Origin of the sequence: Komagataeibacter sucrofermentans DSM 15973 (genome assembly GCF_040581405.1) — a bacterium.
Lineage (GTDB): Bacteria > Pseudomonadota > Alphaproteobacteria > Acetobacterales > Acetobacteraceae > Komagataeibacter > Komagataeibacter sucrofermentans.
In genome coordinates this window covers 1,312,969-1,337,861 of the sequence record NZ_CP137157.1, presented here as the reverse complement: position 1 = coordinate 1,337,861, position 24,893 = coordinate 1,312,969, and the positions used below count along the sequence as shown (strand labels likewise).

Sequence of the window (24,893 nt, the reverse complement as noted above, 5' to 3'; positions counted from 1 at the left end):
CTTACGATTTGACGAACTGGCAGTTGCCAGCGATGACCCAGAGCTGGTTGGCGAAATCGTATGGCATGAGTAGGAAGACCTGCCCGCCACCCTGATTCTGCGCCTGTAGCTGATCAGCGAAGGTATCGGCGTTCTGTGCCCAGAACTGCGTGCACTGCCAGCGGTAGCGGGCCGCGCAGGCCTTGCCGATCAGTTGGGCGGTTGTGGCTTTCGCACCGGCCGGGATCTTCGTGCCATCGGCTACGAGGATGAAGCCGCCGAACATCAAGGCGAGGAAGATGCGCATGTCCTGCAGGCAGATCATGGCGGTCATCAGCGTCTCGATGTCGAGGTAGCTGTTATCGGGCACGCCCTCGGCGTTTTCCTGATAGGTGGTGAGCAGGCGCTCGATATTGACCGTGCCGCTATCGTCCACCGTAAACGTGCTCATGCCATCCCACAGCAGGCTGTTGCGCTGGGGCAGGGTGAAGCGCCCGGCATCGGTGGGGGGCATGACCGTCAGGGCAACGCCCGTGACCGGCAGGGCCGGGTTGATGCGGATGCTGGCCGCCACCTGCGCGCCGATCTGGGCAGCCCAGACCATGGGGGAGGATGGGCTGTCAGAGATCGCCATGATGGTGGTGTGCGGGTCGTTCTGGGTCAGGCCGAAGGCCGTGGCCTCGCCATACGTGCCCCTGTAGGCGGTGATGCCGTGGCCGTAGAGCTGCTCCATCGGAGCCCATCGACCGTCGGTGTTGTTGAACACCTGCTTGAAGACATCGAGGGTGGCCGTGTCGGTGTAGGGATGGAGGAACAGGTCATAGACCCGGTCACCCAGCCCGGCCAGCGCTGTGGCCAGCGTGGTGGGGTTCTGCGTGCCGCCGGTCATCTGGCCCAGCGTTACGGCAACGCCCGTGGGCAGGGACTGCCCGCCAGCGGTGCCCAGCAGGTTGACGCCCAGCAGGATGTCATTGCCGCACAGCCCCTTGTTCAGCGCCGTGACGTTGATCTGGCCTGCTGTGGTGGCGTCGACCGCAAGCGTGACCGGCAGGCCGGTGACCGCCTGGGCGGCTGTGACCACGTTTTCAGCAATGGTGGCCGCCGTGTCGCCTGCCGTGACCAGCGTGGGGATGAGCTGGTCGCCCACATACAGGCACAGCGTGCCGGATGCGGAAGCGGGGCCAGTGATGGTGACCGTGCCCCTGGCGGCAACGGATGCGGCATCATCAGCCAGCGGCAGCACCCAGACCTCGCCCAGCGGATCGACGCTGAAATAGTTCTGCACCATGATCGCGGCCTGCGAGCCTGTGCCGTACAGGCCCTGCGCATCGGTGACGCCAGCGGACAGGCGCGCCGTGCCCGCAAGGGCTGCGCCCGTGGTGGTCTGGGCCACGATCAGGACGCGGCGGCCGTAGGAGGCGGTATTCGCCCTGGAATTGTCCAGGGCAAAATAAAAGCCGGGCACCCGGTTGTTGGTCGGGTAGCCCGGCACCGTGATGGAGCCGCTCATGCGTGGGCCTCGGCAGGGTCAGGGGTGACTGCCGCGCCGCCACTGGCGGGCGCAGGCGAGGGGGCGGGGATGGCCGCAGCGGTGGATGCGGCGGGCGGCGTGGCCTGCACCACATCGCCATTGCGCAGGAGCAGGAGCCAGAAGCCGGTTTCGGGCACGGTCTCGCCCTGCGCCCTGAGCAGGCGCATCGTGCCGGGCCACCGCACTGCGCGGCCCGGGGCGGGTTTTACAAACATGGGGAAGGGCCTCGGTTTTAGGTGGTGGGGACCTGCATACCGGCGAAATCCGTGTTGCCGTTCGCGGTCATGGTGCCGGTGATCTCGGTCAGGGCGGGACCGTTGGCCAGATAGTATTCGTCGAACTCCAGCCCCATGCGGATGGTGACCGCGCCCAGATGGCGCGAGCCGCTGCTGTCGATCGAGATACGGGTATCGATTTCCGTGACCTGCTGGATCTGGGCCTGAAAGCTGGCATCCTGCATCAGGGCGTATTCGATCTGGGCGGCCAGCAGGTCGAGCGTGTCCTCGACCTTGGCCGGAGTGCCGCCGGTCACGCGCCCCTCGATCTGGAGATAGGCCACGCGGCGGAAACCCGGCTGGGACCGCCCGAGGCTGGTGCCCTGATCGATGGGCACCTGCAGGTAAACGTTTGGCAGAACCGCGATCGTGGAAGGCAGGCTGCGGGCGGTATAGATTTTCTGCCCGGCCACGGTGCTCGCGTTCAGCAGGACCGCAGCCGCCGCCTCACGAAGGATTACCCGGTATGGGGTCATTTTCATGGTCCGCGTTGTTGAGGGTCAGCAGCATGCCGCCCCGGCCATCGGGCCGGGTTTCACGCACGCGGTAGAGGGTGCCCCGCATGGTCAGCAGGTCACCCTGCGCGGGCGTGAAGGCAAGCTGCGAAAGCTGGATGCTCACGACCGCATCATCGCTGATGATATTGGTGGGGGTCAGGCCATCGATCTGGTCAGCGAAGGCCGGTTTGTAGGGCACATCGGGTATGCCGGTGATGGTGTATGAGCCGCCTGCGGCTGGCTGATAGACGATGTCCTCGCCAAAGGTGCCCATGCAGGGACCAAGGGCGAGAGCATCGAAATCAATGCTCATGCACCGGGTTCGGGCGTGGGTGGCGGATCCACCTGTAGTGGTGGCAGATCAGGTTCATACAGGCGTACGTGGCCGAGGCGGATCAGGTGATCCGCCTCATCTGCGGGCAGGTCGAAGGGCACGCCGACCGGAACCTTTTTCCTGCCGTTAAACAGGATGCGGCCGGGCAGCTTGACGACTTTTTTTGTAGCTCCGGGCATGATCAGTCCGCCGATGATGTAACAGTGGCCACCAGGCACGCATTGACCCGGCTGGGGATGACGATGGGTGCTGACTGGAGCATGAGGAACCGCTGGGCCGGGTCTTCCTGCAGCCACGACTTGGGCGCGTAGGCCATGGCACCATAAGCGAAGGCAGGATCCTTGATCGCGCCATAGGCACGGGTGCCGTTCATCTCGGTGGAGATGGCGAGCACGGTGCCGTCGGGGATCATGGGCTGCTCGACGTTGTCGTCATCAACGTACCAATCGTTATACAGCCACACGCGGTAGGTGCCCCAGTAGCCCATCAGCACCGCGCCCATATCGGCCAGCGGGCCGAGGATCAGCCTGGCCTCGTCATTGGCGCGGATGGAGGTGTTCAGGATGGCGTTCTTGACTTCGTCATCCTTGATCAGGGTATTGTAGGGCGTGTTCGTGAACACGAGGTCGGTCACGCGCGCGCCGCTGATCTTGAGCACCATGGTCTGCCACAGGCGCACGTCATCGGTGGGGTTGGCCACCGTGGCTGCGGCATCCCACAGGCCTGTGCCGGTCTTGACCACGGTCAGGCTGGCATCGCGCCCGTAATCGATGACGCTGGTGGGGAAGCCCTCGCCCGAGACGGTCAGCTTGCCGGTGACAAGCGCCTGGGCGGCCATCCATTCCTGCCGCCGCTTGAGCATGTCGACCTGATCGGCCAGCTCGAAGACCAGATTGGCCTCCATGCGTTCCTGGGGTGTCATGCGGCCGCCGCCATTGATCATCTCGCCGCCAGCGATGCGCTCGCCAAGCATGCGGCGCACGGGGCGCAGCAGGTCGGGGGCACGCTTGTCCTTGACGTAAGGCGGCTCGAAGGTGGAGGTGGCGATACGACGCTGCTCGACCAGCTTGCCCTCGACCATGGGGCTGACGAAAGGCGCCATGCGCCGCTTGCCGACATCCACGTCGATCGAGACATACTGCGTGTCGCTCTCGACGATGTTGGGGAAGAACGTGTCGAGCAGGAAGGTCTGGGCCAGTTTGAGGTTACTGACGACCTGCACGAGCACGTTGGTGTCATAAATTGTGGGAAAGCTCACCGCACTTGCTCCGTCAGGTCGGGTCTGCCGCGGTTACGGCATTCTTGAGGTAGATGTTGGCAGGCCGCAGGGCAGCGGCCAGCGTGGCTGCCGTCCAGCCCGTGCCCATGGTGACGGCGTTCTGGTTGAACTCGCCACTAAAGTAGCAGCCAGCACCGGCCACATCGCCTGCCGTGGTGTCATAGGTATCGGCAAGCACTGCGATGGGCGTCTGGCTGCCATCGGTCGCGGCGGAAGTGGACACGACATATTTGCCGGTAGCCGTAACCACGCCGAGCACCGTGCCGCGCATGAGCACGCCCTGGGCGCCGGCGAGGGTGACGTTTTCGGTCACGCGCGGGTAGACGCCCGCGATCAGCTGGTCGGGCTGATAGGTGGCATCAAAGGCGGCAGGGGTCTGCGGCCAGATGCCGTTTACTGTGGTGGAACCACTCATGATCTGGGGTCCTTACTTGCCGGTGAGGGATTTGTGCCGCTGCATCATGCGGTTGGCGAGAGCCGTGGCGTCGTCGCCACCGCCGTTCTGACGGCTTGATTCCCGCCGCGTGGGCACGGGCTGCACCCGGCTGCTGGCCATGCGCTCATCAAGCCGGTTGAGCGCCGAGGGTGCGCTGGCCTGCACGGGCGCCTGCGGCATAGCGCTGGCGGTGACCCGCAGCAGGTTGATGGCGGCCGAGCGGGGCATGTTGGTGTTGAAGGCCAGCTCGGCGGCGGCAACCGGGTTCAGGGCTGCGGCGGGATCGCTGAAGATGGCGGCGCAGCGGCCACGCTCGCGGGCGCGGGCGCTGGCCTTTTCTTCATCGTCCTCATCTTCCGCATCGGCGTCATCATCGCCAGCATCGTCGTCGCCTGCGTCATCGCCATCGTCCTCGGCCTTTTTTGCCTTACCGGCTTTCTTCGCCTTCCTGGACTTGCGGCTTTTGCGGGGCGGCGGTTCATCCTTACCGCCTTCGTCTTCACCGTCCTCGGGGTCTTCGCCTTCGGCGCGGCGGGCGTTCTGGTCTTCGTCCTCATCATCCGTGGCGGCGCGGGGCGTGCCGAACAGGTGGGCAAACCGGGATTTCTTGCGCAGGGACATGGGCATGTGCTCCATAAAAAAAGGCCCCGTCAGGGGCCTGCATGGTGTGGGTGACCGGGAGCGGTCAGAGCTTCATGAAGGCCGCGATGGCCTCCTCGGGCGTGGCGATCTGGTCCGCCAGCCCGAGATCGATGCCGCGACCGCCGAGGAAGGTCCCGGCCTGCGTGTCGCGGACGGTGCCCAGGTCGAGGTCGCGGTTGCGGGCGACCTGGGAGACGAACAGTTCCCCCATCTCATCGATCATGGCCTGCATGCGCTTGCGCGAGCCATCGGTGAGCGGGGTTGTGGGGGCGCCATCGGTCTTCTGGGCGCCATACTGGAACGTGGTGACAAGGATGCCCGCCTTTTCCAGCGCCTGGGTGATGTCGACATGCATGCCGACGCACCCGATGGAGCCAACCCCGCCAACGCGGGGCACCGTGATGAAATCAGCCGATGATGCCAGCGCGTAGGCGGCGGAATAGGCGGTGTCATCCAGCACGGCCCAGATCGGCTTTTTGCCGCGCGCCGCGTAGATGACATCCGCCGTATCGGCGCATTCCGACACCGTGCCGCCGGGGCTGTTGATCAGCAGGGCGATCTTGGACACGTCGGGGTTGTCCAGCGCATCGGCCAGGGATGAGCGGATGGCGCTGTAATAGGTGACACCCGACCATGACCAGCCACGACCGGGCAGCAGCACGCCGGAGACGGGGATGACGGCGATGCCCTTGTGGATCTCGTAAGGGGTATCGTCATTCACCTTGTCACCGAAGAAGGATTCAGCCGATGCGCCATCACGGAACAGCCGGGCCATGATGGCCGTCCGGCTGGCCGAGAGCGCCAGCGGCTGGTTGAGCAGCAGGGTGGAAGGGTGCATCAGCTCGCATCCGGTTTCTGTGGTGGTGTTGCGGTCTGGGTGGCGGTCTGGCTCTGGCCGCCGGACCAGTCGGGCGGGGTGAGCCCGCATTCCTGGAACTTGCGGACCTCGACGGCACGCTGGTCGACATATTCCTCCCAGTCGCCACCGGCGTTTTCCGCGACCTCATTCTCGAGCGTGGACAGGCCTGCATCCATGCCGAGGATCGAGCCCTGCCGCTCGGCCACGGGATCGAGCCAGCCACGGCCCGGACCGAGCCACCGGCAGCGGGCCAGTGCGGTCTTGATGGCAGGGAAATAGCGCGAGAGGAAATCTGGCGGGCAACCGCGCGGCAAGGGCAGATCATTCAGGCTTACGCATTCTTCCAGCCAGGCGGCACGGATGCCGGAAGCGAATCCCTTTGCGACGTTCTCACGCCTCCTGAACAGGGTTTTCCACGCCTCGCCCAGCGCGCCGCGTGCCGAGCTGTAATTCACATCCGACCAGTTGTTACTGATCTGCATGGTTGCCATGCCGGTGCCGGATGCGACGTTGCGAAGCATGGCGTTCTCGAACTGCTCGAAATTGGAATCCGGCCGGGCGGCGGACACGGTGCCGATTTTCTCACCCGGAGCGAGGATCGGCATGCGCGCATTGCCCAGCATGACCGAATTGCCGCCATGGAAGTCGGTGCGCAGGGCCTGATAGCCGCTGACCACCTCATCGCCGCCCAGCGCGTCTTCCACAAGGGCGGGGTCATAGGGTGATTCCACGAACGCGCCGAAAATGGCGTTGATGATGGCGGCATCCAGTTCCGTGCCGTCATACTTGATCAGCATTTTCAGGCGCTGGACAACGGGGGTCAGGATACCTGCGCCGCCGCGATGCTGGTCCGCGCGCTCCGACTGGAAATAGTGAACGATGTTGGCGCGGCCCCAGTCGGTCTCGCGCGGGATATAATCCCAGATCACGGTATCGGCTGCCTGCATCCAGTCGCCCTGGTGCGCGCGACAGATATGGTAGCCGACAGGGGCACCATAATCGTCAATCTCGACACCGCCCCGGATATGCTTGAGGTCCCAGTTATACTGGGGGTTGGAGAGGCGGTCAGGGTCGATCAGGTGGAAGGCTGTGGCATATTCCGCGCCACCGGCACGAACACGCTCGGGAATCCAGCAGACCTGCGCCAGACAGTCGCCATCGACGAGGTGATGGCGGAAGGCGACCCACATCATCTGGGTGAAGGTCAGGCGGCGCCCGGCATCACAGAACCGATCTTCATCTTCGGCCCAGCAGCGCCAGTGCGCATCGACCTCACGCGCCCATTCTTCGGCCCACATCGCATCGAAACTGTATCCGGTGCGGACGCGCAGGCTGCGGTAGTCCGGCTTTGTGATGGGGCGAAACGTGCCACCGATGGCGTTGTCCAGCACGCGGGTGATGGCGCCCGATGCCCAGCCATCGTTCCGCACCAGGTCGCGGATGCGAGACACGATGCGGTCGCGGTAGACGTTCAGTTCGACATCAGGTGACCAGAGCAGCGGGTTCCATGCCGCCATGTGCGGACTGGTGATGTCTGCCGCGTCATAGGGTGTCTGCCCGAAACCACCATTCAGCGCGGCAGCCCGGCGCGGGCGGGGGCGCTGGACAGGCGGCAGCGGCCTGCCATCCGGCCCCAGTATCCTGACCGTGGGTTGTGTCATCGGTACATGAACCTGACAGGCCTGCGCCGGTTGGTCCCCAGGGCGGTCTGGAGGAGCTGGATATAGGCGGTGAGGTCGGCCCGGTTGGCCGAAGTGTAGGTGACAGAGCGCGACCCGTTGACCTGCGAGAAGGACACCGAGACCGGCTTTCCGCCGATCATGAGGTCGTGCATGGCCTGCTGGGCCGCCGCGAGGTTGGCCTGCAACTGCTCGCGCGTGAGGCCGGACAGGATGGTCTGCTGCGGCCTGATGGGCGGGTAGGCTGTGAATGTCATTCGAGGCGCTTTCGTATGGCGTAGCGAACGGCCTTGCCGATCATGGCTTCGGTGTTCTGGTCGGCTGCGTCCTGCACGATCTGCTCGACCGGCAGCACGGCGCGGTAGGTGGGCTGGCGGACAAAGATGAGGATGGGCACCACGTTGCCGGGACCGATGAGCTTGTAGATGCCTTTGGCCCGGCCGTTTCCTTTCTCGCGGGCGATGAAGTATTCCGAGCGCTGGCCGCGAGCGTTCTGGCCCCTGCGGGCCAGCCGCTTTGCCGTGCGATCGGTCATGTTCTGCAGCGGGTCCTGCATCAGGCCGAAGCGGCTGAGGATGCGCACGATTTCGCCGCGCTCGATGTTGCCGTACGCATCGAGCGGCGCGCCGCGACCGGGCACCCAGTACTGATCGCCCACGATGGGGCGGAGCGCCTTTTCCGATTTCTTCATGGGGCGTGGGCCGCCGAAGATTTCAGGGCGCAGGTAGTCATAGGCTGCGGTGCCGCCGGGAGCGAAGTCGCGGGTAGCGACCCATGCCGTCTGGTCCTGCGGCGTTGCCGTGCGCACGAAAAAGGCGTTTTTCGTCCAGGGCTTGGGGTTGTTGAACACTTCTTCCATGCGGGACTGGACCGCGCGCTTGGCAACGCCTGCCACGCGGTTCAGACCATGGGCTATGGCACCGGGTAGCTCATCCTTCGTGAGCTGGGCGAAGGCCTGGAACAGGGCCGAGCTATCAACTGACACTTTGAGATCGAGCGGCACGGCTCCCTCCTGTATTAACGGGCCAACCGTGCGGCCAGCCTCTTGCGGCGTTCCTCGCGTGATGTGGCGGATGGCGCTGGCGTGGTTACAGCCTGCGTCGCGGCCTTCATGCTGGCCGCCAGGGCAGTGATGTTTCGTGCCGCAGCCTCTTCCTCCATGGAAACCACCATGGTGTTGACATCCCAGGATGCGGCCCATCCGGGCGGGCTTTCCCACGGCATGCGGGGGAGGCCGAACAGGAAGGCCATGACGTTGGTCATGGTCATGAGGTCAAGCGCTTCGTTGCGAGCGTTGGGCGATACCTTGGCCCAGCGCCCGTCGCTGGAACGCTGCTCGGCCACCAGCTGGTCGAAGAACGGGTGAGGGGGCTCGGCTGCGCGCAGCGCGGCCGGAAAGTGCACGCACCACGGTCCCGGCTCCGCCACCTGCATCTGGGTCGAGGCGGCATCCTTGAAGGCGTTCGGGTTAAACAGGCCGACCGGCACCTCGCCACGCGCGCCTGCCGTGCGGTCACGGCGTTTGCTTTCGGGGTAGGTCAGGTTCAGGAGCGGGGCGTTGACGCTGCCATTGCCCTTGAGCGGCAGGATGGACCAGGCGTGACGCCCGTCGATGCTGCCGTATTTGCGGGCCGTGCGGCGCTTGCGGGCACGGCGCCAGGCGTCATAGGCCTGCAGGGTCACACCTTCCTGCCCGCCACTGTCGAAGCCGATGGCCATGATCTTCATGGCGCGGCCTGAACTGTCGGTCAGAGGGTAGAGCGCATCCTCCAGGCTCTTGAGCATGTCATCCCAGTCGCCGGGGCTGGTTGCGGGATCAGCGGTCACCTTGCGATAGTCGATGATCCAGCTTTCGCCGCCTACGCCCCAGGCGCGGACGAGGATTTCAAAGCGGTTGCCCTGAATGTCGACCGCAGCCGTGATGAAGCGCGCGCCCTCGGGCACGTAGCCGAGGCGCAGGCCGGGCTCGGCGCGGTCAGCAAGCGCCTTCGCATCAAGGCTGCCAACCGCCTTGGGCGGCTGGAATGGCAGGCCCCAGCGCTTGACGGTTACGTCCTTGAGCTGCTGGACCGCGCCTTCCTCACCGGCCTCGGCCGCGCGCCGGGCCTTGGCCATGACGCGTGCCAGGGCGCCGATGCCGCCAATGACGAAGGGCGACATGGCCCCGGTGATCCAATAGCCCGCCACCTTGCTCGAGATGAGCTGGCCGGTGACCTCGCCATCCTCACTGATTTCCTGACCGGCACCGACCCACAGGCCGTCGCGGTTCATGGCGCGGCGCCAGCGGTCTTCTATCAGGCCGCCGCAGGACGGGCAGACCAGGCGCGCAGCCTGCTCGATCTCATCGAGCGGGGCATCCTGCGGCCAGTCGATCGTCATGACGCGTGAGGCGGTCGGGTTGAGCGGGGCCGAGAAAGCGTTGCAGTGCGGGCAGGGCCAGTACCACACATGCCGGTCGCTATCGGCATAGAGCTTCATGATGCCTGCGTTCCAGTCGGACGGGTCCGCACCACCCGCGCTGTCAGGGTGGCTCTCGGCCAGCAGCATGGACTCATAGCCGAAGGTCTGGCGGCGGATATCGGCCAACTCAAACGGGTCGCCCTTGGCCGTGTCGAATGCGTCCAGCTCCATCATGACGATGCGCGGGGCGGATTTGCCGATCAGGTTCTTGTAGGTGCCCCCAAGGAACTGGACCCACATGCCCTGAAACTTCTTGAACCCCATGGACCGGTCTTTCGGCCTGCGGCCAAGGCGGTCGCGCAGGATGGGGTGAGCCTCGATCATGGGCTCGATCTCGGCCTTGACGTATTCCTCTATGAAGCCCTCGGTCTGGGCATAGACCAGCATGTCCGCCGGATCGACACCGACCGACTGGAGCATCCAGTTCTGCCCCAGCGCCGTCTTGCCGGATCGGGCAGGCCCCACCACAGCGGTGGTCAGGCGGTTGCGGTCGGTGAGGGAACACATGGGGCCGACGAGATAGGGGGCCTCATCATGGTTCCATCTGCCGACATAGCCGCCGCCCCGGTTGTCGAGGTAGCGGTTGCTGGCGGCGTAATCCGCCACGTTGATCTGCTCGGGCGGGAGGAAGGCCCGCAGGGCAGCCGCAATGATGGCACGGGGATCGGCAAACAGGACCTCATCAGGCGAGGTGTAGCTGTCGATCATCGGCATGAGGTTCGTCAGTCTCCAGCGCGCGGAGCGCGTCAGTTACGGATTTGCGCTGCATATCGGCCAGCTTGGCTTCGGCCTGCCGGATCATGGCATCAGGCCAGCCCTGTTCGCGGCCGGTCTGGCGGATGTAGACAGCAATATCGCGGGAAAGCCGGGCTACGGCAGAGGTGAACATCTCCTGCACGTCTGCTGCGATGACAAGCGTGCCGCAGCGCTCGGCTTCCTTGCGCTTGAGGTCGCGCAGCTTCCATGCGTCGATCTGTTCCTTGACCGACATGCGGCTGCCCGGTGCCGGTTGGGGATCTGGCGGCAGGAGCGCATCGAAAGAGAGCTGCAGGTCAAGCAGTTGCTGGTCACGGCCTGCCTTGGACTGAGCTTCTTCCTCGCGTCGATCCGCCAGAAAGGCGAAGACCTCCTCGAGGGAGAATGCCCAGCTGACACCATTCCCGCCACGCGAGACGACGGGGAAATCCTCCCAGCGATCGATCCAGTTGGTCAGGGTCGGAAGCGAAACACGCAACCGCTTGGCAAGCTCGCGTTTGTTGACGGGAGGGGTATCTCCACTGCCATCAGGCTGATCCATCAGTCTTCCCCCGACAGCAACAACAACAACACAAAGCCTTTTTTAATTTTATCAAATACAGAGACACACCAGGGTGCGAATTACCCCCGGCGGGCTACCCTCCCAGGAGGGACCCACGAGATATGCGTCAGGGCATGTAGTCGCGGGTCAGGCCATGCGCCATACGCATGGATCGGCGGCCTGAAACCGGCAGAGAGAGGCGACCTGTCCCGCAACGAAAAACGGCGTGGACCCCGAAGGATGCACGCCGCCTCAACATAACAATCGCTATGCGGCAAAATGGGAAGTTTGGGAAGTGAAAAATGCAGGCTGTGCGATTTTTCTGGCGATGTCCGCTATGGCCAACTGGTGCCACGACTTGGCCGTGTGGTGATTGGTGTGCAACCGATTGGCGATTTTCCGCCATGTCCAGCGGTATCGATGCGAGATGGGATGCACAATCAGGCGCAGGCAGACCACCCTGCGCCAGTTCAGCCGGTCATCGCCGATCAGGCCGATCCATGACAGGGCTTCGTCCATGCGCGTGATTGCAGCCGAGCCGGGGCGGAGTGGTCGCATGTCATCATCTGGACAGGCATTGATCCAGTCGAGATCCGCTTCCTCCAGCATCTCGGGCCATGCTACCCGTACGCCGCCGGGTTTCAGGCCATGGGCGGGCAGGGCTGCCAGCGTACATCCGGCCTCAAACAGTCGCTGGCCGACCACATCGGCCACGGCCAGACCTTCGGGGATTGTGAGGGAAGACTTCATGCCGCTGCCCTTGCACTGGCGATGAAATCCTCGCGGCGCGGCTGGGGTGCATCGCTGCCACTGGCTGCGGCCAGCACCCACTGGCGGTGCGCTTCCGTGTAAGCTGCTTCCGCCGCGAACTCGGCTTCCGTGGTGCAGACCAGGGCGGGGATGTCGCGGGCCTTGATGGCCTGCCCGATCGCAGCGTTGAAGTAGCCCATGTGCTTGATTGTCTGGCCTTTCTGCCGCTGGCGGTCGGTCACCTTGGCCACCACGTCCATCACCAGCCGCTCGGTCTCGGCAGCGCTCAGCCCCTCGGCCAGCGCATCGGCTACCCACTGGCGCACCTGACCCCAGTTTCCCTTGTCACGCACCGGATCGAAACCGGCTGCATCCCATGCCTTGCGCCCCAAAACCCTGAACACCGCATCCACGTCCTGTGCCGCAGGCTTGGCTTTAAGGTTATTATTAACCTCTAAGCCAAGCTTAGGGTCGTGGGTTTCGCGTCGGGTTTCGGCGGTCATGTCTTTTCCTCCTGCAATGCCCATGATGGCGGTGCGCTGGCGCGGATCGTCCTGCGGTTTCGGATTGGTTTTTGTTGGCGGCCTTCCGCCCTTTTTGCCGTTCTCCCGCGCAGCCAGCGCCTTGCGTGAGGGCATGAGCGCGCCGGGCAGGCCAATTGTGCCGATGGCCCGGTCGTGGGTTATCAGTTGGGTTTCGACGTAGGTTTCCAGATGGGTTACCAGTTCGGTTACATCCATGCGCAACCCGACCTCGGCGATCTCGGCCAGCGTCGGCGCGCCGTCCCTGCCGGGCACCAGCACGCCGTCGGTTCCGTATTCGATGATGTAGGAAATGAGCTGCACCCATATCCCGATGGCGGCATGGCCCAGCGCGCGCAGGCGGATGTTGTGCGTCGCCATCTGGAGCATTTTCTGTTCGGTTGTCACGCGGGCCATGTCAGTACGCTTTCAGGCGGTAGCCATTCCGGAAGGGCTCCAGAATGTCGAGTTGCACCAGTTGCTCGATTGCGGTGCCGACCTCGGCGGCGTCAGCCGCCACAAGCCGGGTGAACTGGTCTTTGTCAGGTGCCGTGCGCACGGGCGCGCGCAGTTCCGGCATGAGATCGGCCGCGTCGGTCAGCTCCAGCCACATGGCGCGGGCCGACAGGCCGAGCAGCCGCCAGCGGCGATCTGTCATCAGCACGCGGGCATGTTTTCCGGGGCGTTGACGCGGCGATTTCATTTCAGGGCTGTCCTTTCCATCGGCCCCACCGGACAAGGACTGACAGCAGCCCATATCCCAGCAGGAAACCGAACATCATCATGAGCGCGGCGGGCCTTCTGCCCGTCACCTCACATCCGGCAAGTCCGCAGACGGTGCCCAGCAGGGCTGCACGGCCACAGTCGGCAATCGATGCCAGTGCGCGATACCGCATCATCAGAACTCCGGTGCCGTAATGGTCCAGGCCGGACCGTTTTCACTCTCATCCACATCGCGGAACCATGTGGTCATGTCCTGGAACTGAAGCGCGCAGCCGCCGGTGGCGCCATGCCGGTTCTTGGCAATGAACACGCTGGCCTTGCCCTTGCTGTCGCGCGTGCGCTGGATCAGGCTGGCGCAGCGGGCGCTGTAGGCCTCATCCGTCTCGCGGTCATTGCGGGGGATGTTGCCGTCACCCAGTTGCTTGTTCAGGTAGTAATGGTCGCGGTGCAGGAACAGCACCGTGGCCGCATCCTGTTCCAGCGAGCCACTATCGCGCAGATCGGTCAGTTCCGGCCGCTTGTCCTCGCGCTTTGCACTCTCGCGCGAGAGCTGCGCCAGGGCAAGCACCGGAATTTCCAGCTCACCGGCAAGGTTTTTCAGGTCCTTGCTGATTTCCGTCATCTTGTGGGTGAGGTTGAACGACCGCGAATCAGTCGAGGCGCTGAGCAGCCCGACATAATCGACCACGATCAGGTTCAGCCCCTGTTTCGAGCGCTTCATGGCGCGGGCCTGCGTGCGCAGCTCCGCCACCGTAATGCCCGAGCGGTGATCGATGCGCAGCGGCAGGCTGGCGGCAGCGTGCTCGCCTTCCTCCAGTTCGCGCCACTGGTATTCCGCCAGCGGCTCGCGCTGGGAGGTATCGGCGTGCGGCGGAATGTCGTACCGTCGGCCGGTAAAGACAGACAGCGTGGAAAGCCCGGCCCATGCCGCACCGGCACGCGCGCCCAGCTGGGCCGCGCGCATCTCGCCCGACCAGAACAGCACCGAATTGCCCGCCGCCGCCGAGCGCACGGCAATGCCAAGGCCCAGCGCCGTCTTGCCCATGGCAGGCCGTGCGCCAAGCAGGGTCAGGTCACCAGCGTGCAGGCCGCCGGTCATGCGGTCGAGCGCCGCATAACCCCATGTGATGCCTGCCAGCCCATCACCACGCTCGGCAGCGGCGCGTGCGTTGGCGATGGCCTGCCCGATGGCATCACCGATCTGCACCGTGGGCTGGATCTCCACGCTGCCCGACGCGATGCGCGTGATGCGGCTTTCCAGCATTTCCATCAGGGCGCTGTCGGGCCGGTCGCCCGGCATGCAGCACAGATCGGCGGTTTCGGCACACACATCAAACAGGTTGCGCCGGAACCATGCGCTGCGGATGGCATGGGCGTAATCGGCGGCATTGGTAATGCCCACCATGCAGCCCAGCAGCGTGGCGAACACCTTGGCGGCCGTCATGTCGATGGGCAGCAGCGGGTCATTTTCAAACCGGGGGCGCAGCGTAACCGGATCGGCCACGTTGCCCGCCCAGATCAGCGTACGCATGGCAGCGAAGATGGCGCCGTGCAGCGGCACATAGAAATGCTCGGGCTGGAGGATTTCCTCCACGCGCCCGAACGCCTTGTTATTGGTCAGGATCGCGCCCAGCAGCGCCTGCTCGGCCGGGACATTGGTGGGGCGCTCGCGCATGGCCGAGCCAAAAAGCGGGGCAGGGCCGTTCATGGCTGCTCATCCGTCTCAACAGGAACCGGGTCGATTGGCTGGTACATGGTGACCATCACTGGCCGGAAACCCAGCGCCAGCGGCACGGATTTGCCCAGCCCTTTGTGTCCGTTCACCGCATTGGCCAGCGTATGCATGTTCAGGCCAGTTCTGGTGGCCAGTTTCTGCACGCCACCTGCCTCGCGCACCCGCGCGTTCAGCACGGTGTACATCTCGGCCGCCGTCAGCATGGGGCCGCTCATGACGAACGCCTCCCGCTACGGAAGGAATACGTCACGCGCGCGCGGCCGAGATAGGTGCGGCCAGAGGACGTGATGGACACGCTCACCTGATTGTTCACGCCCAGCGCCTGCATGCGCGAACGCACCGCGCGGGGCGAGACGCCCATCTTCCGCGCCATGGTGGAAACCGAAACACCCATGCCCGCCAGCTGGCGCAGCATGGGGTCGAGCCTTTCCCAGTCAATCGATATGGCTGGCATCATATTCTCCTGGCACAGGCCGGGCGCAGGCAGCGCCCTCGGCCCATCAGTGAAACAGGTTCCGGCGCAGCCGAATCTTGAGGCGCGCAATGCGCTCCAGCCGTTCGGTCCTGCGCTCAAGAATGGCGGACTCCCGCAAGGCCCAGGCATCGAGCGTGCCAACGAGCAGGCGGAAAAACTTCAGTACGATCCACGCGCGCCCGCGGCGCATGACCAGCACCAGGCACACGGGCACGCCGAAAACCGACGCGCTGATCCAGATGTAAAAGGTGTGCGTCACAGCAGGTCACGCAGTGCGGCCTGCCGCTGCCGGATGTTCTCAAGCCGCTGGCGGATCAGCGCATCTTCATGCCGCAGGCGGCTTTCCTCCTGTGCCAGGCGGGCTGCGCCGAGCTCGCGCACGGCCTGCCATTCGGCCAGCGTGACCGCACGCACCTCGTGGTGCCAGCACGCGCGTACGCGGCGCACGGTAAAGCCGAGCGCGCGGGCCACTTCCGCAAAGGCGCCAGCCAGCCCGAGCCGGTCGCGGCGCGCGCTGACCTCGGCGCTGACAAGGTTCTGGAACTCATCGCGCAGCGCATCGGCGCACATCTTAGATCTGGCCTCCCGATCCGGGCTGGATGCACCCGCGCGCGCGGGTGAAATGGGCAAAACGTCCGAGCGCTCGGACAAATCGGCCAAAATACCCGCGCGCTCGGACAAAAACGGCAAAATACCCGACACCTCGGACGCCCTCCCTGACATCTTCATGGATGTCAGAGGGGTGTTTCCCTCGGGTATCGAGCAAGGCAGGAAAGGGCAGGCCGCCAGCGCGCTGGACACGCATGGAAAGCTGGCAGCCTGCCCGCCCTGAATGGACATGACAAAGCACAGACATCAGTCAGGCACCCTGCGGCACGGCTCGCAGCGGAACAGGAAGCGGCTTTCGGCCACAAACGCCTTCCGGCACCGGCAGCAGGAGCGTTTGATGCGCTCTTTCTTCACCTTCGGCTCATATTCCGTGCCAAGGGCCTCGGTCATCAGGTTCGAGGCCACATGGTTCGGCGCACGCCCTTTACGCCCGCATTGACGCAGATGCGTCAGGCCCAGAAACCCCACGCGGAAATTGACGGCCGAATAGGTCAGCCCCAGCCTGTGCGCGATCTCGGCATAAGGCAGGCCTTCGACCAGCAGCGGCACCAGTTCGGCCCGCGCCGCATCCCAATCAACCTTCGCGGCCATCAGGTATTCACCGATGAATACCTGCCGTTACCGGCAGACTGGAAATATCCGCCCTTACGGGTCAGCCCATTGTCAGGCCGACCCGCGCGGACCACCATGCGGTTACCACACACAAACATGGAGGATTCGAGAATGACTTCCGATGCGAAAACAGCCGCAACGCCGGATGCAACGGCACTGGCCGGAACGCTGGTCGGATTGGAACTCGCCATTACAAGTCTCATCGACTTTTACGCGAAGAATGGCGGCCCTTCGCATGCAGCAGTAGCGCAGCACCTGCAGGCAACAGCAGACAAACTGCCCAAACATGCATTGCCCGGAAGCGCACGCGTTCTGGAACGGATTGCCGATGGCGTGATGCACAATCACCCGAAATCATCTGCATGATTTCGTCCTGCATTCGATTGATATAATCGGCAGAAACAGGGGAACCGCCGGTTGCCTCTCCCTGATTACCGGGAAACACGACGGTTCCCGTTTCGATCTGGCGCCGCACTGCATCCCGATCTGACGAAAGGGGATCTTCATGGCTGCCACCATCTCGCGCAGGCATCATCCTCAGTTTGACCAGCGGCTCATCCTGGGCGGCAATCCAGCACACATCCGGCCGACTTTCCGTGGCCCGATAGATGCTGCAACCATCCAGCCATACCACCTGCTCAAACCGCATGCGGCGCGGGCGGTCGAGCGCGATGTCAGCCCAGAACGCCTGCGGCGTACCCTCGGTCGGGCAGCGCAGATTGAGGGCATTGCCCCCGGTAGCCGCCTCGGTAAACCAGACAGCCTGCACATCAATGACGCGGGTCGCGTTCATGCCGCACCTCGCTCACAAAAGGAAAAACTCATGAACAGAACACCAGAAGAAGTAATAAACTTCCGCTTTGCCCGACTGGAATTCCGCCAGCGCGTGCTGGAACAGGTAGTCGCCGCACTGGCTGCGCAGGCCGATTTTGATCTGAGGCTGCATATTGAAAACATGCTCACTCCTGAAGCCCTGCAGCGGACAGCCGCTGCCTTTCCAGAGCTGAAAGACTGCGCTGTAAGTGATCTAGTTGGTTTTTTGCCTGACGATTACGCTCGGGCGAGAGATCGGGTGTCGCGAGGCTGATAGACAGATTTCGGATGCGCTCGCGCAACAGAAACTCTTTGACCGTGATGGGCGGCGGCATATCCGGCGTACGGGCGAACTCATATCCCGCACGCTCCATGGCGCGCCCGAGCTTGACCAGCAGGAAGCGAATCATGCCGCACCTAGCTCTTGCGTTGTTTCGAGTTGAAAAGAAAAAGACCCATCTTTTTTATGGACCTGCCAATGATTGAGACAATTAAACAAACAAATGATTATATGCCTCGTGCGGGTGTAGACTTTCCTCGCCAGCGTTATGGCTTCATTATTAATAATGTAAAAATCCATATTGATTACATAGATAAAACTGGAGATTACACAGAAAAATCTGTATTTATTACGGAAGGAACATTTATTTTTACAAAAGAATATGTCCCAGAAATTGTATTTCTGAAAATACGTCCAGAAGGTACTCAAACTGAATTTTGGGTCTCCCGAAGCCGCATACGTTCCATAGCGAATGCCGAAACCGGCGAAGAGATTCCTAATATGGCTAAAGCATTGCTTGGAGCACGACGTATTCGGCACGCCAAACGAGACGCCGAGACCCAGCGCGTTAAGTGGGGAGACGCAGCCATTCCTGATTTGGCAGATTTTTAGGCTCATGCCGCACCTCGCTCACACATTTCATCGGGGCCAAAAACATCAGGGCGAAGATCATGCGGAGTAAGACCGGCCATCTCGGCCACCGTACGCGCATGCACGGCCGGGACCTGTTTCCAGCCTATGACAGTGGCGTGGTGGCGATTAACCGCCTTACCAACCTTCAGGGGGCCGCCAGCTCGGCGGATGATCTCGCGGGTGTTCATGCAGCTCATGTTGCATATACGAACATTGAACGTCAACGCGCATGTTGAAAAAAACATCCCATGCTTAGGCGCCCTAAGCACAAGATGCGCTTATGAGCGAACAACATTCCATCGGCGAGCGGATAAAAAATTTACGGACCCAAGCGAAGCTGGATCAGGCAGTGCTGGCAGAAGCCGTAGGGACCGCTCGCACCCATCTCACTAATATTGAGCGAGGCAGGTCAAAACCAGGAAGGGACCTGCTTATGGCATTCGCGAAATTTTTCGGTGTATCTGTCGATTGGTTAGCTACAGGCGACGGACCGAGAGAAATTAACGAAACCTTAACAGCTAAAGAGCTTCTTTTGATTAAAGCCTTTAGAAGGCTTCCCGAAAATGAAGCAGAATTACACCTGAAGTTAATAGTCGCACATACTGAAACAGGAAAAGATTCATGAAATTTATTCCAGCCGCATTAGCGGCTATTTTTTTATCTATTCCTACAATAGCTCTCGCTGAAGACGATATGCATCATGAGCATATAGAAGTCACTATAGAGCCCGGAAGTCGGCCGAAAGTGGTTATGAAAAGTAACCTTGTGGATGGAATAAAATTCGAATTGGATGCTGGATCATCTCAATACGGATTTGTGGCATCTTCGGAAGGCATTACTTCTCATGGTGAGATAGTTTTCCCAGAACTGACCAGAGACGGAAAGCCGTTACCAGCCGGAATCTACGATTTTTCGATACAGGTCCTTGGAGGAATCCAAGATTACCCCTTAGCAGCAAAGACTTATGGTGACGATGCATCATTGATAGATGGCCCTGACGTGGCCATCGTTCTTCCCGGGTTCCCACCCACAATCCTGTATAAACGGAGGATACAATTGCCTCTATCAGGTTCGCAGGAACAACATTTCTAATTGACGTTTATGTTGGTTTGAGCAACATTGCCTCCATCACACCACGTGATGGAGGTTTTTCATGCTCACTACACCTACCGAGGTTTCGCGCATCACGCGCATTGATCCGCCGCGGCGCACCATTGGCGTCGCGACCATCCACATGCGCGATTTTGCCGAAGCGGGCATCGACTTTTCCGATTGCATCGAAGCGCGTGCAGAATCCCATCTGGCAGACGTGCGTAACGAGACAACCGTCCTTGAAGGGCAGGTTATCCTATTACTGGACCTCAACCGTCGTGCCGCCGTGACCAGACTGATCCGCACACTGTCCCGCTCATTCATGGATGCGCAAATCAGGGCTACGGATATAAAAGAGGTCAACGCTCTGTGGCTCGATATCCAGTCCTTGATCCTCGCTACTGAACTGGCGAGGACCGAGGCATAGACCAATGCCGAACCACCCCAACATTGCTATGATTGCATCCAGACAGGGAGGGCCGCATGTCCGAGCAAGCCGATCAGCCCGCGCCTTACGGCGCACGGGGCGAGGATTATGCCCTGTGGCGCGCGGGAAGCTGTGGCCCAGGCAGAAAAGCTGCTGGCATCGCAGGCCGCAACAATGGCGTATCACGAAGGGCGCGCCACGTCGCTGATAGGCTGGGTCTGCGCGGACCTGCTGGCGGTTGCCGGTATGCTGGGGTCGCACCCTACATGGCTTTGGGCTGCTGGATCTCTGGGGGTTGTCTGCCCAAGCGTGGTTTCAGGCTATTACCTGTATCAGGTATTCCAGCCCAAGAAGTGGTCGGTCACGGGTATTCATCCAGAATGGCTGATGCAGGACTGGCCGCAACCCACGGAGCGTACCACACTGGAAGGTATTGCCAATCGCTATATTGGCGAAGTGAAGCGCAACGAACAGACCCTGAAACGGACTTTCTCCATCGTGCGCAAGGCATGGATATGGTTCCTGCTTATTCCGGTAATGGGGTTGACCTGGCTGGGCCTGTTCGCTGCGCTGGTGTTCTGGATCAAGTAGCCTTTAGCGGGTTTCCGCTCCCTTTATCATGCCGACTTGGCGGCGGGGGAGGGGGTGGAGGCGGCGGTGGTGGAGGAGGCGGTGCGTCTTCTTTTGCCATCAGTTTCCTCATCGAGTCTGAACAACCCTGATGATGGAGAGTGCGGGAATGGCTGACAACAGCCGTTCCCGCATTTGAGACCCTACATTCCAATTTTCAAGCTTTTCGCGCTCCCCCGGCATTGCCGGGCCTGTTGACGCGCGTCCAGTAATGGAGAGTTTCCATGTCAAAAATCACGATCATTCCCATCAGGAGAGGCCCGCCGCCGAGCGTCCCTGATGCCCTGCAGGACATAATCGTCCGCCGCCAGATGGCCGAAAGCGCCATACTGAACGCCCTGCCGCGCCAGGGCGCAGGCATTGCCCTGCTCATGTCCGAACGCCGCGCCCTGCGTGCCGCCACGGCCGAACTCAACCGGCAGATGGATGCCGAGGAAGCGGAACTCAACCGCATCGCCCGTCGGCATGTTGCCCGCCATCTCCCCTGCGCCGGGCGAGGTGTGGCATGACGCAGGATTTCACGCCCCTCCCGCCTGGTCATCTGGTCGGTCTGCTGGTCAGTAAGGATCAGGATGCCGCCATCAACATGCATCAGCAGTTCCGCACCAACTTCATGGCGGCCGAGGCCTATCGCCAGCAGGGCAGCCTGCACGCGGCCCGCTTTGCCGCCCGCATTGCCGATGCGCGACTGGAGGACCTGGAGCGCATCGTCATGACCCCGTTTATGGCCGAAGGCCCCGAGATCGAGGCCGACCTGTACCGCAGGGCGCAGGCGGGGAGGGTGCAGTCGTGACATGCATCGCAGCGATCGCCACTGGCGGCGTCGTGCACATGATGGGCGACAGCGCTGGTGTCGCGGGATGGGACTTGTCCTTACGCAAGGACAATAAGGTGTTCCGCATGGGGCAGCTTCTGCAATATAATCTGTCCGTACCGGAGCATCATTCGGATGTGGACCTGTTTACCTATATGGTTACTGCATTCATACCGGCAGTTCGAGACTGCCTGAAAAGCGGTGGCTACGCCCGCATCGAGAGTAATGAGGAACGGGGAGGCTGCTTTCTTGTTGGCTTCAAGGGTCGCCTGTTCCAGATCGAGTCCGACTTTCAGGTAGGTGAAAGTCTCTATCCGTTCGATGCGGTTGGCTGTAGCGCACCGTATGCACTTGGTGCGTTGTCCGTCCTAATAGATGACGAAAGCAAGACGCCCGAACAGGCCCTGAGCTTCGCCTTGCTGCGTGCTGAGCGGTTTAGTGCGGGCGTAAGAAGGCCCTTTCATTACGAAAAGACAGAGCCTTTCTGCGGAGCGAGGGTGTCATGATTCAGATCCCCGCTCACCAGGTCGACCGCATCCGCGATCATCTGCCCACCATGTCGGAAGTCATGGCCTGCACGCTGCTGTGCTGCGTGGTGTGGGGCGGCCTTGTCCTGATCGTGCTGGAGGCGCTGCCATGATGGAAGTCCGCCAGCTCGATCTTGTTGACTACCTTGCCGGCATCTCCGCGCCGCCCGCAGCGGCGCCGCAGCTAAACCCGCTCGACCTGCTGCCCCGTCGCCCGAAGGCATGGGAGCGCCTGGTCGCCCACGTTCCGGCAGAGGATGTCCGCATCAGCGTCTCCCCAACCTGGACCCGTGTGGTGGTGGAGCAGCTGCGCGAGGACGGGTGCGGTGACCAGTTGCGTGCCAACGGCAGCATCGTATCCCACGACGTGCCGCCCGACCTCATCTGGCCCGAGCCCTGCCGCCTGATCCTGATGACGGCCGCCAGTGCGGCCCGCATCCACGAACGCTGGTGCCTGGAGGAAGCCCCCCGCACCGGCCTCACGAACACCTTCCGCTTTGCCCAGCAACAGCATGCTGACCGCACGCCCGTGTCGCAGCAGCTGTGCCTGCTGGCAGAGGAGCAGTCATGACCAACGAGATGAAGACAGAAACACCAATGTATCTTGTGCCAGGGAAGGTGACACCAGAGGTGGAACACCGGGCTGCGAATGTTGTGTTTGATATGTATGGCCGCGAAATCCTCTGGCCGGTTTTCCATGCTTACATGACGGCCATTGCCAGCCCCATTCAGCCATGCGCGGATGTGGAGACCGTGTGCGTCTCCTCCCCGACACTATACGACAATCTCGAAGATTTTGATCTGGCGCAGGTGTTCCCTGTTTCTCTCCGATCCGCAAACGGGACGGACATTGAGCTTGTCCGCCGTGCCGACATGGAAGCGCAGGTTGCGAAGGTAACGGCGGAGAAGGATGCGCAAATTAGGCATCTGGAGACGTTCACCTTGCCCAATCACATGACGCCGGACATTGAGCGCGCATTGGGGACTATCTGCTTCCGGGCGGCTCCATACGCTCATGCATTCCGTAAAGCTGGCGCCGCCATTCCAACAAAGGCTGAGGCAGAGCAGGCCTTCGTGATCTTCAAATTACTCAAAGGCGTTCTGCAGCACGGCACTTTTGAGAAAGCCGCGGACATTCTTTGGGCGGAAGCACACGCCGCAATCAAAAAAGCAGGAAAGGACGAGGCATGAGTGACCTTGCCAACCACCCGATCCTGCAAGGCCTCGACTTTGGGCGTGAGATCTACAGCATCGAGATCCACGGCAATGGCCGGGGCGAGTACGTGGGCATCGTGCGCGAGGATGATGGCCCATGCCGCATCGTGTTCCGTGGCCCGCTGGTGACCGAGGGCGGCCGCAGGCTCATCCGCGCGCGCGGCACGATGGCGTGGCCGAAGGAGGGCAGGGAAGACCGATGACCGCAGCCCCAGCCCACATGATGGAAAAGCGCGTTGACGCGCACACCATTGCCGAACGCACTGGCGTGCCCCACCGCACCATCCTCGCACTCGCCCAGCGCGGCGAGATCCCGGCCGCCAAGATCGGCCGCCGCTGGACGTTCAGCCCCGCCCGCATTGAAGCATGGATCATTGAACAGGAGGCCCTTAATTGCCAAAGCCACCGCGTAGACAGCCGACCAAAAAACCGAAGAACTGCTTCCTTCGCGGCGATACATGGTGGGCGGAAATCGTCATTCGAGGCGAACGATACCGACACAGCCTATGCACAACTGATGCGCGGGAAGCGGAAAAACGGATAAAGGCCCTGCGCCTGCGGCTGGAAAGAACCGCCCTGGACGTACCCGGCGAGGAATCTTGGAAAGCCGCGGTCGTGCGCTGGTCGACCGAGGGGCTGGACGGGGTGAAGGACTCAGTCCGCACACGCTACCTGTCCAGCATCCGCCGGTTTGACGAGCGTTTCGGCTCCCTGCTGGTAGCCTCCATCACAACACGCGACATTGCCGACTGGATCAGCGACCGCAAGCGCATCGGCTCGGTCAGGCCGCACGGGGAGGGGAAACAGATTTCCAACGCCTCCATCCAGCGCGACCTGACCGCACTCTCGCGCCTGCTGAGCTTCTGCTGCTCAATCGGCTGGCGCACCGACAACCCGGTCCAGGCATTCGATCGCACGATCATCCGTGAGCGTCGTGAGCCCAGGCGGCCACCCACGCGCCGGGAAATCCAGACCGCCATCGATGCAGCCCCGCCCGGCATCGCGGGCATCCTGACCCTACTGGCCGAGACTGGCATGCGGATGAACGAGGCCGTGATGCTGGAGCGCTGGCAGGTGGACAATCCCAAGCGCCAGATCCTGCTGACCAAAACAAAGACCAGCAGGCCGCGCACCATCAGCTGGCACACGCCCGGCGGCAATGCCACCCAGGCGCTGGGGCAGGGAGCGGCCACGGGCTTTCTCTACACGAGCGGCACCACGGGCAAGCCGTTCGCCAATTTCTCATCAAACCATGCCCAGGTCATGAGGCGCATCCTGCGCGACAACCCGCTATTCCGGCGCTTCGGGGTGCATGGCCTGCGGCATGCCTTTGCGGTGCGCTGGCTGAAAGAAGGGGGGAATATCTATCGTCTGTCACGGCATCTCGGACACAGTTCCGTGAAGGTGACCGAACAGAACTATCTGGGCTTCCTGACCGTGGAGGAACAGGAGCGTGTCCAGTTCCAGGCTGAGCAGATTTTTGAAGGGGTCCCCACAAAATCCCCCACAATGGCCTGAAAAACCATCCCAAAACGACCAAAGCGCCCCGTAGGGCGCTTGGTAATTTCTGCTTATTTTTCAATAAGTTCTGGCGGAGGGGAAGAGATTCGAACTCTCGATACGACTTGACATCGTATAACGGTTTAGCAAACCGCCGCCTTCAGCCACTCGGCCACCCCTCCGCCGAAGAGCGCGCATTATAAGTAACACGGCGTTTGCAGGGCTGCTTCTAGCGTGTTGCGGCAACCCTGCATAGCCCTAAAATGCGT

At 62.3% G+C, this 24,893-nt stretch carries 42 protein-coding genes and 1 tRNA gene; 15 read left to right on the top strand and 28 right to left on the bottom strand.

Annotated features, from left to right (window positions below; genetic code table 11):
* Position 1 precedes the first annotated feature (1 nt).
* The 22 genes from R5N89_RS06550 to R5N89_RS06445 all read right to left on the bottom strand — a co-directional run bounded on the left by R5N89_RS06550 (position 2) and on the right by R5N89_RS06445 (position 16,042).
* A complete protein-coding gene (locus R5N89_RS06550) occupies positions 2–1,489 on the bottom strand; it encodes a phage tail sheath subtilisin-like domain-containing protein (protein ID WP_110568385.1) in 1,488 nt (495 codons plus the stop codon).
* Positions 1,486–1,725, bottom strand: a complete 240-nt coding sequence (locus R5N89_RS06545; protein WP_110568383.1) for a DUF2635 domain-containing protein — start codon at positions 1,723–1,725, stop codon at positions 1,486–1,488. The genes R5N89_RS06550 and R5N89_RS06545 overlap by 4 nt, the downstream gene beginning before the upstream one ends.
* Before the next feature lie 17 nt (positions 1,726–1,742).
* Complete coding sequence (locus R5N89_RS06540; RefSeq protein WP_110568381.1) at positions 1,743–2,261, bottom strand: hypothetical protein; 519 nt, start codon at positions 2,259–2,261, stop codon at positions 1,743–1,745.
* On the bottom strand, positions 2,233–2,595 hold the full coding sequence (locus R5N89_RS06535; protein ID WP_110568379.1) for a hypothetical protein: 363 nt from the start codon (positions 2,593–2,595) through the stop codon (positions 2,233–2,235). Before R5N89_RS06535 ends, R5N89_RS06540 begins: the two co-directional genes overlap by 29 nt.
* Complete coding sequence (locus R5N89_RS06530) at positions 2,592–2,795, bottom strand: hypothetical protein (protein WP_110568377.1); 204 nt, start codon at positions 2,793–2,795, stop codon at positions 2,592–2,594. Before R5N89_RS06530 ends, R5N89_RS06535 begins: the two co-directional genes overlap by 4 nt.
* A gap of 2 nt (positions 2,796–2,797) precedes the next feature.
* Positions 2,798–3,874: a major capsid protein gene (locus tag R5N89_RS06525; protein ID WP_110568375.1), complete on the bottom strand. Its 1,077-nt coding sequence runs from the start codon at positions 3,872–3,874 to the stop codon at positions 2,798–2,800.
* Positions 3,875–3,887: 13 nt separating this feature from the next.
* Positions 3,888–4,310 (bottom strand): head decoration protein, encoded by a 423-nt coding sequence (locus R5N89_RS06520; protein WP_110568373.1) that lies wholly within the window; start codon positions 4,308–4,310, stop codon positions 3,888–3,890.
* Between the two features lie 12 nt (positions 4,311–4,322).
* Positions 4,323–4,952, bottom strand: coding sequence for a hypothetical protein (locus R5N89_RS06515; protein ID WP_244192124.1), 630 nt, complete (start codon positions 4,950–4,952; stop codon positions 4,323–4,325).
* 64 nt (positions 4,953–5,016) lie between these two features.
* Complete coding sequence (locus R5N89_RS06510; RefSeq protein ID WP_110568371.1) at positions 5,017–5,811, bottom strand: S49 family peptidase; 795 nt, start codon at positions 5,809–5,811, stop codon at positions 5,017–5,019.
* Positions 5,811–7,493, bottom strand: a complete 1,683-nt coding sequence (locus R5N89_RS06505) for a phage portal protein (protein ID WP_110568369.1) — start codon at positions 7,491–7,493, stop codon at positions 5,811–5,813. Before R5N89_RS06505 ends, R5N89_RS06510 begins: the two co-directional genes overlap by 1 nt.
* Entirely contained in the window at positions 7,490–7,768 is a 279-nt protein-coding gene (gpW, locus tag R5N89_RS06500; protein ID WP_110568367.1) for a gpW family head-tail joining protein, read from the bottom strand. Before gpW ends, R5N89_RS06505 begins: the two co-directional genes overlap by 4 nt.
* A complete protein-coding gene (locus R5N89_RS06495) occupies positions 7,765–8,514 on the bottom strand; it encodes a hypothetical protein (RefSeq protein WP_110568365.1) in 750 nt (249 codons plus the stop codon). The genes gpW and R5N89_RS06495 overlap by 4 nt, the downstream gene beginning before the upstream one ends.
* A gap of 14 nt (positions 8,515–8,528) precedes the next feature.
* Positions 8,529–10,685 carry a terminase gpA endonuclease subunit gene (locus tag R5N89_RS06490; protein ID WP_244192123.1) on the bottom strand — a complete coding sequence of 719 codons (2,157 nt, stop codon included), beginning with the start codon at positions 10,683–10,685 and terminating at the stop codon, positions 8,529–8,531.
* On the bottom strand, positions 10,654–11,268 hold the full coding sequence (locus tag R5N89_RS06485; RefSeq protein ID WP_110568361.1) for a terminase small subunit: 615 nt from the start codon (positions 11,266–11,268) through the stop codon (positions 10,654–10,656). The genes R5N89_RS06490 and R5N89_RS06485 overlap by 32 nt, the downstream gene beginning before the upstream one ends.
* Before the next feature lie 267 nt (positions 11,269–11,535).
* Positions 11,536–12,018 carry a DUF6362 family protein gene (locus tag R5N89_RS06480; protein WP_110568359.1) on the bottom strand — a complete coding sequence of 161 codons (483 nt, stop codon included), beginning with the start codon at positions 12,016–12,018 and terminating at the stop codon, positions 11,536–11,538.
* Positions 12,015–12,956 carry a hypothetical protein gene (locus R5N89_RS06475; RefSeq protein ID WP_110568357.1) on the bottom strand — a complete coding sequence of 314 codons (942 nt, stop codon included), beginning with the start codon at positions 12,954–12,956 and terminating at the stop codon, positions 12,015–12,017. Before R5N89_RS06475 ends, R5N89_RS06480 begins: the two co-directional genes overlap by 4 nt.
* Position 12,957: 1 nt before the next feature.
* Positions 12,958–13,197 carry a hypothetical protein gene (locus R5N89_RS06470; RefSeq protein WP_244192130.1) on the bottom strand — a complete coding sequence of 80 codons (240 nt, stop codon included), beginning with the start codon at positions 13,195–13,197 and terminating at the stop codon, positions 12,958–12,960.
* Between the two features lie 240 nt (positions 13,198–13,437).
* Entirely contained in the window at positions 13,438–14,970 is a 1,533-nt protein-coding gene (locus tag R5N89_RS06465; protein ID WP_110568351.1) for a DnaB-like helicase C-terminal domain-containing protein, read from the bottom strand.
* Complete coding sequence (locus tag R5N89_RS06460; protein ID WP_110568349.1) at positions 14,967–15,212, bottom strand: hypothetical protein; 246 nt, start codon at positions 15,210–15,212, stop codon at positions 14,967–14,969. The genes R5N89_RS06465 and R5N89_RS06460 overlap by 4 nt, the downstream gene beginning before the upstream one ends.
* Positions 15,209–15,454, bottom strand: a complete 246-nt coding sequence (locus R5N89_RS06455; protein WP_244192122.1) for a hypothetical protein — start codon at positions 15,452–15,454, stop codon at positions 15,209–15,211. The genes R5N89_RS06460 and R5N89_RS06455 overlap by 4 nt, the downstream gene beginning before the upstream one ends.
* Positions 15,455–15,497: 43 nt before the next feature.
* Positions 15,498–15,731 carry a hypothetical protein gene (locus R5N89_RS06450; protein ID WP_061273133.1) on the bottom strand — a complete coding sequence of 78 codons (234 nt, stop codon included), beginning with the start codon at positions 15,729–15,731 and terminating at the stop codon, positions 15,498–15,500.
* Entirely contained in the window at positions 15,728–16,042 is a 315-nt protein-coding gene (locus R5N89_RS06445) for a hypothetical protein (protein WP_110568346.1), read from the bottom strand. The genes R5N89_RS06450 and R5N89_RS06445 overlap by 4 nt, the downstream gene beginning before the upstream one ends.
* 52 nt (positions 16,043–16,094) lie before the next feature.
* On the opposite strand from R5N89_RS06445, the gene R5N89_RS06440 reads away from it, so the two are divergent.
* Entirely contained in the window at positions 16,095–16,304 is a 210-nt protein-coding gene (locus R5N89_RS06440) for a hypothetical protein (protein WP_167400851.1), read from the top strand.
* 23 nt (positions 16,305–16,327) lie between these two features.
* Here the strand turns inward: R5N89_RS06440 and R5N89_RS06435 are convergent, their stop codons facing one another.
* From R5N89_RS06435 to R5N89_RS06420, 4 genes are all read right to left on the bottom strand, one after another.
* On the bottom strand, positions 16,328–16,672 hold the full coding sequence (locus R5N89_RS06435) for a sigma-70 family RNA polymerase sigma factor (protein WP_110568343.1): 345 nt from the start codon (positions 16,670–16,672) through the stop codon (positions 16,328–16,330).
* A 220-nt stretch (positions 16,673–16,892) separates the two neighbouring features.
* Positions 16,893–17,486, bottom strand: a complete 594-nt coding sequence (locus R5N89_RS06430) for a hypothetical protein (RefSeq protein WP_110568339.1) — start codon at positions 17,484–17,486, stop codon at positions 16,893–16,895.
* A 12-nt stretch (positions 17,487–17,498) separates the two neighbouring features.
* The gene (locus R5N89_RS06425; protein ID WP_167400850.1) at positions 17,499–17,639 is read right to left on the bottom strand and encodes a hypothetical protein; all 141 of its coding nucleotides are present in this window, start codon (positions 17,637–17,639) and stop codon (positions 17,499–17,501) included.
* Between the two features lie 13 nt (positions 17,640–17,652).
* Positions 17,653–17,916: a hypothetical protein gene (locus R5N89_RS06420; RefSeq protein ID WP_110568337.1), complete on the bottom strand. Its 264-nt coding sequence runs from the start codon at positions 17,914–17,916 to the stop codon at positions 17,653–17,655.
* A 68-nt stretch (positions 17,917–17,984) separates the two neighbouring features.
* Here R5N89_RS06420 and R5N89_RS06415 point away from each other — a divergent pair, with 68 nt between their 5' ends.
* Positions 17,985–18,398, top strand: a complete 414-nt coding sequence (locus R5N89_RS06415; protein WP_167400849.1) for a hypothetical protein — start codon at positions 17,985–17,987, stop codon at positions 18,396–18,398.
* A gap of 2 nt (positions 18,399–18,400) precedes the next feature.
* Here R5N89_RS06415 and R5N89_RS06410 read toward each other — a convergent pair whose 3' ends face one another.
* Complete coding sequence (locus R5N89_RS06410; RefSeq protein WP_110568333.1) at positions 18,401–18,607, bottom strand: hypothetical protein; 207 nt, start codon at positions 18,605–18,607, stop codon at positions 18,401–18,403.
* A gap of 92 nt (positions 18,608–18,699) precedes the next feature.
* On the opposite strand from R5N89_RS06410, the gene R5N89_RS06405 reads away from it, so the two are divergent.
* From R5N89_RS06405 to R5N89_RS06345, 13 genes are all read left to right on the top strand, one after another.
* Positions 18,700–19,044, top strand: a complete 345-nt coding sequence (locus R5N89_RS06405; RefSeq protein WP_110568332.1) for a helix-turn-helix domain-containing protein — start codon at positions 18,700–18,702, stop codon at positions 19,042–19,044.
* Positions 19,041–19,511: a hypothetical protein gene (locus R5N89_RS06400; protein ID WP_146220195.1), complete on the top strand. Its 471-nt coding sequence runs from the start codon at positions 19,041–19,043 to the stop codon at positions 19,509–19,511. Before R5N89_RS06405 ends, R5N89_RS06400 begins: the two co-directional genes overlap by 4 nt.
* 61 nt (positions 19,512–19,572) lie before the next feature.
* Complete coding sequence (locus tag R5N89_RS06395) at positions 19,573–19,938, top strand: hypothetical protein (RefSeq protein WP_110568330.1); 366 nt, start codon at positions 19,573–19,575, stop codon at positions 19,936–19,938.
* A gap of 132 nt (positions 19,939–20,070) precedes the next feature.
* On the top strand, positions 20,071–20,529 hold the full coding sequence (locus R5N89_RS06390; protein WP_146220194.1) for a hypothetical protein: 459 nt from the start codon (positions 20,071–20,073) through the stop codon (positions 20,527–20,529).
* A gap of 263 nt (positions 20,530–20,792) precedes the next feature.
* Positions 20,793–21,077 carry a hypothetical protein gene (locus tag R5N89_RS06385; RefSeq protein ID WP_110568324.1) on the top strand — a complete coding sequence of 95 codons (285 nt, stop codon included), beginning with the start codon at positions 20,793–20,795 and terminating at the stop codon, positions 21,075–21,077.
* A complete protein-coding gene (locus R5N89_RS06380; protein WP_110568322.1) occupies positions 21,074–21,361 on the top strand; it encodes a hypothetical protein in 288 nt (95 codons plus the stop codon). The genes R5N89_RS06385 and R5N89_RS06380 overlap by 4 nt, the downstream gene beginning before the upstream one ends.
* A complete protein-coding gene (locus tag R5N89_RS06375; RefSeq protein WP_110568320.1) occupies positions 21,358–21,888 on the top strand; it encodes a hypothetical protein in 531 nt (176 codons plus the stop codon). Before R5N89_RS06380 ends, R5N89_RS06375 begins: the two co-directional genes overlap by 4 nt.
* A complete protein-coding gene (locus R5N89_RS06370; RefSeq protein WP_167400848.1) occupies positions 21,885–22,022 on the top strand; it encodes a hypothetical protein in 138 nt (45 codons plus the stop codon). Before R5N89_RS06375 ends, R5N89_RS06370 begins: the two co-directional genes overlap by 4 nt.
* Positions 22,019–22,480, top strand: a complete 462-nt coding sequence (locus R5N89_RS06365) for a hypothetical protein (RefSeq protein ID WP_244192121.1) — start codon at positions 22,019–22,021, stop codon at positions 22,478–22,480. The genes R5N89_RS06370 and R5N89_RS06365 overlap by 4 nt, the downstream gene beginning before the upstream one ends.
* Positions 22,477–23,100, top strand: coding sequence for a hypothetical protein (locus R5N89_RS06360; protein WP_110568317.1), 624 nt, complete (start codon positions 22,477–22,479; stop codon positions 23,098–23,100). The genes R5N89_RS06365 and R5N89_RS06360 overlap by 4 nt, the downstream gene beginning before the upstream one ends.
* The gene (locus R5N89_RS06355; protein ID WP_110568315.1) at positions 23,097–23,327 is read left to right on the top strand and encodes a hypothetical protein; all 231 of its coding nucleotides are present in this window, start codon (positions 23,097–23,099) and stop codon (positions 23,325–23,327) included. The genes R5N89_RS06360 and R5N89_RS06355 overlap by 4 nt, the downstream gene beginning before the upstream one ends.
* A complete protein-coding gene (locus tag R5N89_RS06350) occupies positions 23,324–23,668 on the top strand; it encodes a helix-turn-helix domain-containing protein (protein ID WP_167400847.1) in 345 nt (114 codons plus the stop codon). The genes R5N89_RS06355 and R5N89_RS06350 overlap by 4 nt, the downstream gene beginning before the upstream one ends.
* Positions 23,669–23,739: 71 nt before the next feature.
* Complete coding sequence (locus R5N89_RS06345) at positions 23,740–24,642, top strand: site-specific integrase (RefSeq protein ID WP_244192120.1); 903 nt, start codon at positions 23,740–23,742, stop codon at positions 24,640–24,642.
* Between the two features lie 71 nt (positions 24,643–24,713).
* Here the strand turns inward: R5N89_RS06345 and R5N89_RS06340 are convergent.
* Positions 24,714–24,806, bottom strand: a tRNA-Ser gene (locus R5N89_RS06340).
* Positions 24,807–24,893: the final 87 nt, after the last annotated feature.